7 protein-coding genes and 1 pseudogene are annotated in these 12,185 nt (G+C 72.3%); 4 read left to right on the top strand and 4 right to left on the bottom strand.

Going from position 1 to position 12,185, the window contains the following annotated elements; all coding sequences use genetic code 11:
• Positions 1 to 349: 349 nt before the first annotated feature.
• A pseudogene (locus BMX65_RS21945) lies at positions 350 to 478 on the bottom strand (IS5/IS1182 family transposase); the annotation flags it as partial.
• A gap of 752 nt (positions 479 to 1,230) precedes the next feature.
• Here BMX65_RS21945 and BMX65_RS32535 point away from each other — a divergent pair.
• Positions 1,231 to 2,169 carry a hypothetical protein gene (locus tag BMX65_RS32535; protein WP_143081875.1) on the top strand — a complete coding sequence of 313 codons (939 nt, stop codon included), beginning with the start codon at positions 1,231 to 1,233 and terminating at the stop codon, positions 2,167 to 2,169.
• A gap of 82 nt (positions 2,170 to 2,251) precedes the next feature.
• Complete coding sequence (locus BMX65_RS21935; RefSeq protein WP_075002078.1) at positions 2,252 to 2,881, top strand: DUF6461 domain-containing protein; 630 nt, start codon at positions 2,252 to 2,254, stop codon at positions 2,879 to 2,881.
• 248 nt (positions 2,882 to 3,129) lie between these two features.
• Here the strand turns inward: BMX65_RS21935 and BMX65_RS21930 are convergent, their stop codons facing one another.
• Positions 3,130 to 7,290, bottom strand: a complete 4,161-nt coding sequence (locus BMX65_RS21930; protein WP_075002077.1) for a non-ribosomal peptide synthetase — start codon at positions 7,288 to 7,290, stop codon at positions 3,130 to 3,132.
• Positions 7,291 to 7,567: 277 nt separating this feature from the next.
• Positions 7,568 to 9,037, bottom strand: a complete 1,470-nt coding sequence (locus BMX65_RS21925; protein WP_075002076.1) for an MFS transporter — start codon at positions 9,035 to 9,037, stop codon at positions 7,568 to 7,570.
• Positions 9,038 to 9,139: 102 nt separating this feature from the next.
• On the opposite strand from BMX65_RS21925, the gene BMX65_RS21920 reads away from it, so the two are divergent.
• Positions 9,140 to 10,156 (top strand): LysR family transcriptional regulator, encoded by a 1,017-nt coding sequence (locus BMX65_RS21920; RefSeq protein ID WP_075002075.1) that lies wholly within the window; start codon positions 9,140 to 9,142, stop codon positions 10,154 to 10,156.
• Entirely contained in the window at positions 10,153 to 11,169 is a 1,017-nt protein-coding gene (locus BMX65_RS21915; protein WP_075002074.1) for a class I SAM-dependent methyltransferase, read from the top strand. The genes BMX65_RS21920 and BMX65_RS21915 overlap by 4 nt, the downstream gene beginning before the upstream one ends.
• Positions 11,170 to 11,357: 188 nt before the next feature.
• Here the strand turns inward: BMX65_RS21915 and BMX65_RS21910 are convergent, their stop codons facing one another.
• Entirely contained in the window at positions 11,358 to 12,161 is an 804-nt protein-coding gene (locus BMX65_RS21910) for an alpha/beta hydrolase family protein (RefSeq protein ID WP_107437552.1), read from the bottom strand.
• Between the last annotated feature and the right edge of the window lie 24 nt (positions 12,162 to 12,185).

Here is a 12,185-nt window from a genome sequence, read left to right as displayed (position 1 = left end):
AAGCGGAGACGAAGGCCAGAACCGCTGCCCCCCCCTGGGGATCTCCGAGGCGCGAGGTAGGCAGCGCACCCTCCGTCCAGGAAGGCGCGTGCCAGGGCGTCGGTCCCGGTCGTGCAACCGGTGCTGAGAACTGTGGACCGAGGCGAGCAACCCAGCTCGGCCACGAGGCCGGGGGTGAGTACGTCGTTGAAGGGCTGCTGCCCCTCCAGTTCGGGGGCAAGCCGGTCCAGAATCATGCCCCGGTCATCGCCATGGCAGCTGAAGACCAGGTGCTTCGCTTGGCTCAGTGTGCCGTTCAGTACGTCGGCCAGGTGGCGAGGTGATCCGACGGGCAGGAGCCGCACGTCGGCTGCAGCGTCTTGCGGTCATCGATCCGCTTGCGGCTCGGGTACCGGAAGCGGTGTTCGCGCCTGGGCAGGAACGGCTCGATCACTGCCCACACCTCGTCACTGACCTCCCACGACTTCGGTCGGGTCACCCTCACCCCCGAGGAATGAGATCACCTGCCCCTCCCACGTGCCAAACGAAGATCATTCTCCAAGGACTCCAAGTCGCTCGGGCACGGCTTGCGTTCACTCACCGGCCACCCCAACAGACCGCTGGCTGCGGACCGGAAGATTCCGCCTGCACCCACATCATCAGGCAACGACAGAGCCACTCGAATCTTCGCGAACCGCCCCCTGAGAATGCCCCATCGCTGTCCGGAAATAATCGTTGACGGGCTGATTGGGCAGTGATTGTATCGGTCGCCGAAACGGACGACCGTGTCCGCACGGGTATGGGAGGGAACCGCATTTGCGCACCAGATCTCGAAGGTCACTAGCGGTAGCCGTAATAGCAATTACTGCCTTATTTGTTCCCGTTGCCGCAAGAGCCGACGCAGCACGCTCCGACGAGTCAGCGGGAGCGGCTTCCGTAAGGGCACGTAGCGGCAATACCATTGTCCAGAAAGGGAGTAGTCCCACACGTGACTTTCAGTCCCTTCCCTTGCGGGGCGGGAGCTCGGCGCAGTCCAACTGTGCTGAGATGCGACGCAATTTGGCGAATCTGAGGAAGGCCGGCCACAAGCGGGCCGTGTGCTTCAAGTGGGGAGCGCCTGATGAGCGCGCAGTCGGAAGAGGCTCGTCATCTTCGTCCGTCCCAGGCACCGTATGGTGTGCTGGCGTGCCAATGGATCGGGTCTACGTGACTCGGAACTCCATTTGCTCGCGACGCAATTTGGTCATTCTCGTGGTCGATACCCAGAATGGTACGATCTGGGGCGAGGCGCTCGCGACGGTAGAGCAACAGATCGACACCAAGAACACCTCCGTCGAATACTCGGAGTACATGAATTTTCATCTCGTGGAATCCGATATCACCTCTTCCGCGATGACCATATCCGTGAACGCAACCTGCTCGCTCGACAACAGTTGCCGCCAAGATTCATCACCGTGGGGCGACCCTCGGCCGATCACTGTCGGCGGATCCATCGACGGAACTTGGACACGGTCTTGGACCGGAAACCAGGGTCACAAGGAATTTCGACTCAGCTACGATCTGTACATTCACATCTCGGGTACAACTGGGGGTAACACCGAATGGGGTGGGGATGAGGAGCAAGCTGACGGACAGTACTGGGTCCGCTGCGATAACGAGGTCGGCACGTACGCGGGATGTGTCCAGCCGGATTTCACCCCAACCTTTGTGGTGAACGAGAAGTACTCTGCAGCGCGCAATTTCATTGCCTCGGTCCAGGAGAACATGGCCACACATCCGGGGTGGGAGGGACACGGTCAGCCTCTGCACCGCGAGTCGGACGCGGACGAGGAGGAGGAGAACCGCAGGGTCATTTGCAAGGACGGCAGCTTCAAAGCGGATCCGGACACCCCAGATCCGACGTGCGATGAATACCCGTTCGCGCGCTCGAAGGAGAGTGGTAGGCAGCTCGGGGTCACTACTGGGGCTGAGTGCCAGCAGTACTGGGTCGAAGCCAGAGTGATCGGCGGTCAGGAGTACCTGATCCTGTTCAACGTTGGCGATCCCCCCGCCGACGCCAAGTGTGGTCGCGCCAGCATGCCGAAGAGCCAGAATACGGGTGTGGGTGGTGACCTCGGCCGGAAGACCGTGCAGTGGCGCCTGCTGGAGAATGATTCCTACTGGGTGGATGCCGGTGCCGGAAACGGCTAGCGCCGCTCCCCTACGGCCTGGTCCGCCGACCGGGGACCAGGTCGCACAGTGATGAGCTGACCAGTGAGGCGGCATCGCGAAAATGAAACTTTTGCCGAACTCGGAGCTGTACGACACCGGATACTGTGCTCTCTTCGCGCGCAGGATTTCACCCACGGACACTCTCTCCCGGATATCGGGCGACAGGTATCGCGCCGCTCTTGTGGACCGAATGGAAGCCGAGGCCATCAAAATGGCTGGGGAGGATCTCGAAGAGGAGGACGTTCCTGAACTGGATATCGATGAGCTGCGCAGTAGCGGAATGATCTGCGCCGACGGCCCGTTGTTGCGCGCCGGTACTCACGATGACTGGTGCTTCGTCATCGAGTCGGAGGGGCCTTACCTGGCCAAGCAGGAGATCATCCGCTCCGTATCACGGGGTACAGTCGCTCTCTCCGCACTGAAAAGTGAAACAGGAATCACCTGGATATCCTACGCAGAGGATGAGGAGATCCTCTCTTCTTTCGATCCCCTTCTTCCTCAGTACGACAGCGGAATCCGGCCGGACGTACTCGACAACATAACCGGGTACCGGGAGGCGATCGAGCGCGGCGACCCCGCAAAGGCCCACCAGAACGCGCTACGGAAGATCCAATACGAACTCGGCTGTGCTGTGCCCCAGGAGGCAGATGCTCCCCGCCTGTTGGCTATCCGCATTCCCGGAGGGTACTAAGGCGATCCCGCTCGCGAGGACTGTTGCCGGCGTCGCCATTCCTGCCCTCGCCCTGGCCCGTGCGCCACCACCTCCGTGGATGCCGGGAAATCCTCAGTGAGAGCGGTGAGAGCGGTGACGCGGCTGGCAACACCCCTGCCGCCCCGTCGCGGATTCTCCCCCTCCGCAGCGTCACCGTGCGGACGCCGGGAGACATGTTCGCGCATCCGTGCTGCCGACGGGGTGGAGATTCTCCGCGCGCGGGGCCGCTACTCCGGTGGGGCCAGCAGGGGGCTCAGCAGGCGGCCCACCTCGGCCATGGCTTCCGGTTGGCCCATGGCGCTGTGGGTGCAGGGGAGGTCGTGGACGGTGAGGGTGCCGGTCAGGTGGGGGTGCCAGGCGTCGGGTGCGGGTGCCAGGTCCGGGGCGGTGCCGGTGGCGCGGAAGTAGTGGGCGTCGCCCCGGTGGACGGCCGGGGTCCAGGTCGGGCGGAGCGAGGCGTAGTGCGCCAGCATGCGGGTGACGGCCGTCAGCCGGGTGTCGTCGGGCAGGTCGTGGCCCATGGCTTCGGTGATCAGGCGCCGCACCACGGCTGGTCCGGCGTCCGGGTCCAGGCGCGGGGTGCGGTCGAGCGGTGCCGCGTCCAGCAGGGCGAGGACGTCGACGTGTTCGCCCTCGTCCTGGAGCCGGGCGGCGACGGCGTGCGCCAGGGCGCCGCCCAGTGACCAGCCCAGCAGCCGGTAGGGGCCGTGTTCCTGTACGGAGCGGATGCGGGCGGTGTAGGCCGAGATCAGTTCGGGGAAGGTGGCGGCGGACGCGTCCCCGGCGCGCAGCCCCTGCGCCTGCAACGCGTAGACGGGCACGGACGGCGGCAGGTGCGGGGGCAGTGTGGCGTAGCACCAGCCCAGTCCGCCCGCCGGGTGGACGCAGAACAGCGGCGCCTCCGTGCCGTGTGTGCGCAGGGGCAGCAGCATCTCGTAGGCGTCCGGGGCGCTGTCGGCGCTGTCGGCCCCTTCCCCGGACGGGTGCGGCTGGGCGGAGGTGTCCAGGCGTTTGGCCAGTTGGGCCGGGGTGGGCGACTCGTAGAGGGTGCCGAGGGAGAGTTCCGCGCCCAGTTCGGTGCGGACGCGGGCCAGCAGGCGGGTGCCGGAGAGGGAGTGGCCGCCCAGGGCGAAGAAGTCGTCGTCGGGGCCGACGTGCGGCAGTGCGTCGGAGTTCCTCGGCGGCAGGTCGAGGACTTCGGCGAACAGGGCGCACAGCACTCGCTCCCGGCCGGTCGCCTGCCGCTCGCGAGGTGCGCGGGCGGCCGGGAGGAGCGGGGCCGCTGCCGTGTGCAGCGCGGCGCGGTCCAGCTTGCCCTGCGGTGTCATGGGCAGCGCCTCATGGGTGTAGAAGGCGGCGGGCACCATGGCGGACGGCAGCCGGGAGGCGGCCCAGGCGCGCAACTCGACCGGATCGAGAGCCGGGGCCTGATCCGGGGCCGAGCCGCGTGCCGGATCCGGGGCCGAGTCCGGGTCCGGAACCCCGACCGGGTCCGGGTCCGGCTCCGGGCCCGAAGGGCGCTGACCCGCGCGGGGTGCGGGCACCACGTGTGCGGCCAGCCGCACGGTGCCGGTCGTCGCGCCCTCGGCGGCGGGCTGTGCGGCGACGGCGACCTGGGCGATGTGCGGGTGCCGGGCCAGTACCGTCTCGATCTCCTGGGGTTCGATGCGTACGCCGTGCACCTTCAGTTGGGTGTCGGTCCGGCCGAGGTACTCCAGTACGCCGTCCTCCGTCCAGCGCACGAGGTCTCCGGTGCGGTACCGGCGGGCGCCCGCCGGGCCGTGCGGGTCCGGGCCGAACCGCTCCGCCGTCGGCCCGGAGGCGTCCAGGTAGCCGCGGGAGACCTGGGCGCCGCCCAGGTGGAGTTCGCCGACGACGCCGGGTGGGGCCAAGTGCCCGTGGCGGTCGAGGACGTAGGCGCGCATGTTGTGGCCGGGGCGCCCGATGACCGGGTGCGGGCCCTGTTCGTCCAGGCGGCACCAGACGGCGTCGACCGTGCACTCGGCCGGGCCGTAGCAGTTGTACACGGTGGTGTCCGGGAGCGCGCGGAGCCGCTGCCACAGGGCGGGGTCCAGTGCCTCCCCGCCGACGACCAGCGCCGCCGGTCGGTGCCCGGCGGAGTCGAAGAGTCCGGCGGCGAACAGCGCGCGCACGTGGGTCGGGGTGAGGGCGAGCAGGTCGATGCGCTGGTCCCGGACCTGTGCGGCGAGCGCGGCCGGATCGTGGCGTACGGCGTCCTCGACCAGGTGGAGCCGGTATCCGGCGGCCAGGCACAGCCACCCCTCCCAGGAGGCGTCGAAGCAGAACGAGGCGGTCTGCGCGGCCCGCAGCCGACGGCCGGGTCCGGGGGCGGACGAGGGTGCGGGCGCGGACGAGGGTGCGGACGAGGGCGCGGGCACGGGCGCCGCGGCCGGCAGGAGCGCGGTGCGGTGGTCGTGGTACAGGTTGGCCAGGTGCCGGTGCTCCACCTGTACGCCCTTGGGGCGGCCCGTCGTGCCGGAGGTGAAGGCGAGGTAGGCCACGTCGTCCGGCAGCAGCGCGCGGGGCCGGTCGCGGTCGCCGGGGTCGGTCGCGGGCTGCTGCTCCAGGGCCCGTACGGTCGCCGCCGCGCCGAGGTCGAGGAGCGTGTGCGGCGGACGGGAGTCGGCGCAGGGCGGCTCCCCGGCCGCCAGCACGCACACGGGTGCGGTGTCGGCGAGCATCTGCCGGGTGCGGGCCGCCGGGTGGTCGGCGTCCAGCGTCAGGCAGGCGGAGCCGGACTTGAGGACGGCCAGCAGCGCCACGGCGTAGTCGGCGGTGCGGGGCAGCACGATCGCGACGGTGCTGCCGGGGCCCGCACCCCGGGCGAGCAGCAGGTGGGCGAGCCGGTTGGCGCGCGCGTTGAGTTCGCCGCGGGAGAGGGCGACGGCGCCGGTCCCCGTCCCGCACACCAGCGCGGTCGCCGCGGGTTCCTCGCGCACCCGCTCCTCGAAGGCCGTGTGCAGCAGCTCCTGGCCGAAGTCCGCCTCGGGCCCGCGGCCCCACTCCAGGACGCGCGTCCGCTCCTGCGGCGTCAGCAGCTCGATGTCCGCCAGCGGTGTCGCCTCGGTGGCGCCGGTGAGGGTGTGCAGCAGCGCGAGGAAGCGGCGGTGGTGTGCGGCGATCCGCTCGGCGGGGTAGATCTCCGGATCGGACTGGAAGTCGATCCGCAGTGAGCCGTCCGAGGGGCGGTCGTAGACGTTGACGGCCATGCCGGTGACGGGGCCGTTGGAGAGGTTGTGCAGCGTGGCGGGGTGGCGGCCGAAGCTGATCTGCGGGTCGTGCAGCATGACGTTGATGCCCCAGTCCTCCATCCTTCCGGCCGTCGGCCGCCGTGCGTGCGGGCCGCGCACCAGATGGACGTAGGAGTAGCGCTGGTGCCGCAGCAGCGTCTTGGCCTGTGCGGCGGTCTTGCGCAGCAGCTCGCCGACGGTTCCGCGGGACGGCTGCGGGACGCGCAGCGGCAGCACGTTGGCGACCATGCAGGGGACGTCGCGGCTGGCCGGGCCGCGCGCCGCGACGGTCACGTCCACGACCGCGTCCTCCCGCCGGTCGTCCGCGAGCCGCTGGACGTAGAGGGCCAGCGCCGCCATGGCCACGGTCGCGAGCCCGGTGCGGGCGCTGCGGGCCAGCGTGCGCAGCTTCCCGGCCGTGTCCGGGTCCAGATGGCCGGTCTCCCGTACGAAGGAGGGCGCCGGCCTGGTCAGCCGGCCCGGGGCCTGGAGCGTGGCGGCCGCGCACCTCTCCAGCTCGCCGGACCAGTAGTCGCGGTCCCGCCGCATCCGCTCGGAGCCCGCGTAGGCGGCCTCTTCCTCCAGCGCCTGGCGCAGCGGTGCCAGCCGGGTGGGCGGTACGGGGGCACCGCTCTCCAGCGCGGTGTAGATCTCGGCGACGCGCGGCAGGAACAGGCTGGTGGCGTAGCCGTCCATCAGGATGTGGTGGCTGCTGATGTAGAGGAGACAGCAGGCGTCGCCCGTGCGCAGCAGTCCGAACGAGAACAGCCCGGCGCTGCGCATGTCCAGCGGCGACTCCAGATCCGCGCGCATCCAGGAGTGTGCCGCGGCCCAGGGGTCGGCCTCGTGCCGCAGATCGAGGCGGTGCAGCGGCCAGTCCTCGCAGGGCTCGACGATCTGCCGGACGCCGCTGTCCCCTTCGGGCCCCTCGGGGACGAACCGGACGCGCAGGGCCTCCGTCTCCGCGACGGTGCGGCGCAGGGCCCGCTCCAGCAACTCCACGTCGACGGCGCCCCGGATCTCGATCACCTCGGCGGGCCGGAGGCAGGGGCTGTCCGGCGCGAGCTGCTGGGTGAACCACATCCCCGACTGCGCCGCCGTCAACGGCAGACCCTCACCGATGTCGAACCTGGCCATCCGTACCAACTCCCGATCGCAGCCTCACGTCTGGGAGCACAACGAGACGGACAGGGGAGAGGGCACCTTTCGGGGACAGGTGTTTCGAACACGATGCGGCAGCCGCCGGGCAGGGCCGTTCGGGTGACGTTCCTCCGGCGCACTTCGGCGACTCGCGGCGCCCTCCGCAGCGCGCAGCGCTCGATCTCCGCCGCGCGCCGTGCTGTACCCCGCCGCGCGCCGCGCCGTTCTCCGGCGGGTGCCGTCCGGAACCGGTACGGCGCGCGGCGGAACCGGGTCAGGCGCGGGCCGGAACCGCCGCGCGGCGGCTCGCGTACAGCGTGATGCCGGCCGCGAGGACCATGGCGCCCAGGGCCAGGGCGACCGTGGCGGCCCAGCCGGCCGCGGCGAACGCCACGGCGCCCAGTGCGCCGCCCAGGGAACTGCCCACGTAGTAGCTCATCTGGTACAGCGCGGACGCCTGGGCGGCTCCGTGTGCCGCGGTGCGGCTGACCGAGCCGGAGGCCACCGCATGCCCGGCGAAGAACCCGGCGGTGATCAGCACGAGGCCCGCGACGACGGCAGCGAGGCTGTCCGCGAGGCTGATCAGCAGCCCCGCGGACGCGGTACCGATGCCCAGGTAGAGGGTGCCGCGCCGGCCGAGCCGCGCGTTGAGCCGCCCGGCGGTGGCGGAGGCGGCCGTGCCCACCAGGTAGATGGCGAAGACGGAGCCGACCAGTCCCTGCGAGAGCCCGAACGGTTCGGCCACCAGCCGGTAGCCGATGACGGTGTAGACCGCGCCGAAGACCACCATGAACAGCAGCCCGATCGCGTACAGCCGCAGCAGCAGCGGATTGCCCAGGTGCGCGCGCACGGTCGCCGCGACCCGGCGCGGGTGCAGCGGAGCGGGGGTGAAGTGCCGGGCGGGCGGGACGAGGAGCCGGAAGGCGACCGCGCACAGCAGCGAGGTGACGGCGACGGCGCCCAGCCCGGCGCGCCAGCCCCACGCCTCGGTGACCCATCCGGTGAGGATCCGCCCGCTCATCCCCCCGACGCTGTTGCCCGCGACGAACAGCCCGACGGCGCCCACCAGATGCCGCGCCCGCACCTCGTCCGACAGGAACGCCATGGCCGAGGCGGGCACCCCGGCGACCGCGGCGCCCTGGAGCGTCCGCAGCGCGATCAGCATCGGAAGGCTGGGCGCGAAGGGGATCACCAGGGCGAGGGCGACCGCGACCGCCAGTGAGACGGTCAGCATCCGGCGGCGCCCGAACCGCTCGGAGAGCGCCGCCAGCGGCAGGACGGCGACGGCGAGCCCGACGGTCGCACCGGAGACGGTCCAACTCGCCTGCTCGGGAGCGGCGTGCAGCGCCTGCGAGATCTCGGGGAGGAGCGCCTGGGTGGAGTAGAGCAGCGCGAAGGTGGACAGCCCGGCGGCGAAGAGCGCGAGCCGCATCCGTCCGTGCCCGGGGTCGCCGGGGCTCAGCTTGGTCGCGTCGGAGCGCTCGGAGCGCTCGGAGCGCTCGCCGGGGGCGGCGGGCTCGGCGGGTGGCGCGGCGGCGGAGGAGGTGTCCGTGACAGGGACGGTGCCGGTGGCCGGGCCGGCGCCTGGGACCGGAGCGGTGTCCGCGGCGGGAGCGGCGACGGGAGCGGGAGCGGCAACGGGAGCGGCGGCGGGAGCGGAGGAGGAGTCCGCGACAGGAGAGGCGGGACCGGCGGGGGAGGCGTCCACCGGGCCGGAGGACGCCTCGGTATCGAGAGCAGGCATGCCCCGAACGTACGACCCGGCCTTTCATCCGTCCAATGCATGAAAGTGCGACAATCAATCCCCTCGCGCATCATCGCAGCTAGCCGACAGCGGGAGCGCCCTGTGTCACCGCCGCGCAACAAGAAAGACACCCCGGTCCCGGCGCCGCGCCAGGCCGCTCCGCCCTCGGCGCTCGCCCTCACCCCGCGGCTGGCGCAGTTCGCCGCGGTGGCCCGGCACGAACACGTCACCCGTGCCGCGCAGGAGCTGGGCATTCCGCAGTCCTCCCTCAGCCGCGCCCTGGCCCGGCTGGAGGAGGACCTGGGCGTCGCCCTGTTCGCCCGGCACGGCCGCGCGCTCTCCCTCACCCCGGCCGGCCGCACCTTCCTGGCCTCCGCGGAACGCGCCCTGGCCGCGGTCGAACAGGCGGCCGAGGACGTGCGGTCCGACGCCGATCCCGCCACCGGCAAGGTCGCCTTCGGCTTCCTGCACACCCTCGGCTGGGAGACGGTCCCCGAACTGCTGCGCGCCTTCCGCGCCGACCATCCGCGGGTCCGCTTCGCGCTGGTGCAGAACTACGGTGAGGCCATGCTCGAGCGGCTCCGCGCCGGTGAACTCGACCTGTGCCTCACCTCGCCCATGCCGGAGGCGCCGGACCTGGTGGCCCGGCGGCTGGACGAGCAGCGGCTGCGGCTGGTCGTACCGGACGACCACCGGCTCGCAACGCGCAGGAGGGTGCGGCTCGCCGAGGCCGCCGAGGAGTCCTTCGTCACCCTGGAGCCCGGCTACGGGATGCGGCGCATCCTCGACACCCTGTGCGCCGAGGCCGGGTTCACGCCGCGGATCGCCTTCGAGGGCGAGGAGGCCGAGACGATCCGCGGGCTGGTCGCCGCCGGGCTCGGCGTCGCGCTGCTGCCGCCGCCGGTCTTCCCGCGGCCCGGCGTGCGCGAGCTGACGGTGACCGCGCCGCGCGCCGTCCGCGAGATCGGGCTCGCCTGGCTCGCGGGACGTCCCGACCCGCCGCCGGTCGCGGCCTTCAAGAGGTTCCTGCTCGGCCGCAGGGGACAGCTCCTGCGCGCCCCGTCCCCCCACCCCGCCCCCGACCGGTCCGCACATCCCGCCCCCGAGGAGCGCCCATGACCCCCCACCCGCACGGTCCCCGGCACACCGCCCCGCCCACCCCGCCCGCCGGCCACGCCGGCCACGCCGGCCATGCCGGAGACGCCGGCCACACAGCGCACGCCGGACACGCAGCACACGCAGCACACGGCGGACACACCGCGACCGGCGGACACACCGGGAGCACCGGGACCGAGCCCGACTGGGACGCGCTGGCCGTGCACCTCGAACGGGAGGCCGAACTGAAGGTGCCGTTCCTGGAGGAGGCCGCCGCCTGGCTGCACGACCTGCTCGGCCCCCTCGACGTCACCCGCGTCCTCGACCTGGGCAGTGGCCCCGGGGTCACCACCGTCGCACTCGCGCACGCCTTCCCCGGTGCCGAGACCGTGGCGGTCGACAGCTCCGCCGCGCTGCTGGAGCGGGCCCGGGCCCGCTCCGAACGGGAGGGCCTGGCCGCCCGCATCACCACTCGCGCGGCCGAGCTCCCCGCCGGACTGCCGGACCTGGGATCGGCCGAACTCATCTGGACCAGCAACGTCGTCCACCACCTGGGGGACCAGCGCGCCGCGCTGGAGACCTTCGCCGCGGCGCTGCGTCCCGGCGGGGTGCTGGCGGTGCGCGAGGGCGGTCTGCCCACCCGCTTCCTGCCCCGCGACATCGGTGTCGGACGGCCCGGTCTGCAGGCGCGCCTGGACGCCGCCGAGGAGGACCGGTTCAGCGCGATGCGCGCCGAACTGCCCGACCACACCCGCACCGTGGAGGACTGGCCCGCGCTGCTGGTCGCCGCCGGGCTCGCACCCACCGGCAGCCGCACCTTCCTCACCGATCTCTCGGCCCCGCTGGACCCCGTCGCCCGCGCCCATGTCCGAGCCCGCGTCGAACGCCTCCGCGAGAGCCTGGCGGACGACCTCTCCGCCGAGGACCTGGCCACCCTCGACACCCTGCTCGACGACGGCTCCGCGGAGGGCCTCCTGCGCCGCCCCGACGTCTTCTTCCTGACGGCGACCACCGTGCACACGGCGGTACGCACCTGAGGGACATCCGCGCCCGGCCGCCGCCGCGCGCCGGCCCGCCGCTCGCGCCCGTGCTGTCGCCGGTGGGCTGCCGTCCCCGCGGAGCCGTGCCGGAGCGGGCCCCTGTGCCCCGGGCCTTGGGCCCTGGCCCGGGGCACGGGCCCGGTGCCGCCGCGGAAGGCGCGGTGGCAGGTCCAGCGGTGCTGCGGCTAGCGCAGGTTCTTCCCGAAACCGCTCGCGAGGGGCATCCGCAGCCCCAGCGGCGGCGGCGCGGCCAGCGCGTCGGTGAGCGGGCGGCACAGGTCGCGGCCGCAGAGCGTGCCGAGTGCGAAGTCCTCGGTCAGCGCCGCGACCTCGGCGGCGTATCCGCGCAGGCCGTGCCCGTCGGTGTGCACTTCGAACCGGCACACCCGGGTGTTGACCTTCTTCGCGCGCTCCGCGAGGCGGAAGGACAGTTCGGGGTCGCACCGGGTGTCGTTCGTCCCGTGCACGATCAGCACGTCCCGCCCGCGCAACTGCTGCACGGGCTCCGCGCCGTATCCGCCCGCGTTCCGGTCCGCAGGCTCGCTCCCGTTCCCTTCGGCAGGCCCGTCCCCGATTCCGCTCCCGCCGCGGGGCCCGTCCGGATCCGCCCGCAGCAGCGGTCCCAGGGCGACCACGGAGGCGACCGCCTCGTGCCCGGCGGCGCGCAGTGCGGCCAGGGCGCCGACATCGGTGCCCACGAGGCAGACCGGGATGTCGCCGTACCGCCGCACCACCTCCGTGACCGCCTCCTCCGCGTCGGCCGCGCAGTCCGCCGTCCGGCGGGCGGCGTCCGCTCCGGGGCGGTGCCGCCGTCCGTTGCGGTAGTGCACCAGGTGGGTGACCACGGGGTCGTCGTCCGAGGTCGCGCGCCCCAGCCGACGCGCGAGCGGGAGCGCGGAGGCCGCCGCCAGCACGCTTCCGCCGCGGGCGCCCCCCGAGGAGCCGCCGCCCGGCAGGACGAGGACGACGGCGTGCGGGGCCCTTCCCACTGCACCGCGGGGCCTTCCCAGACG

The sequence above is a fragment of the Streptomyces qinglanensis genome, assembly GCF_900111245.1.
Classification (GTDB): domain Bacteria; phylum Actinomycetota; class Actinomycetes; order Streptomycetales; family Streptomycetaceae; genus Streptomyces; species Streptomyces qinglanensis.
This window is presented reverse-complemented; position numbering and strand designations above follow the sequence as displayed.

Excerpts from the sequence above, each read along its gene's own strand:
- BMX65_RS21935 (WP_075002078.1), top strand. The coding sequence starts at position 2,252 with ATGAAACTTTTGCCGAACTCGGAGCTGTACGACACCGGATACTGTGCT.
- BMX65_RS21925 (WP_075002076.1), bottom strand. The coding sequence starts at position 9,037 with ATGCCTGCTCTCGATACCGAGGCGTCCTCCGGCCCGGTGGACGCCTCC.
- BMX65_RS21930 (WP_075002077.1), bottom strand. The coding sequence starts at position 7,290 with ATGGCCAGGTTCGACATCGGTGAGGGTCTGCCGTTGACGGCGGCGCAG.
- BMX65_RS21915 (WP_075002074.1), top strand. The coding sequence starts at position 10,153 with ATGACCCCCCACCCGCACGGTCCCCGGCACACCGCCCCGCCCACCCCG.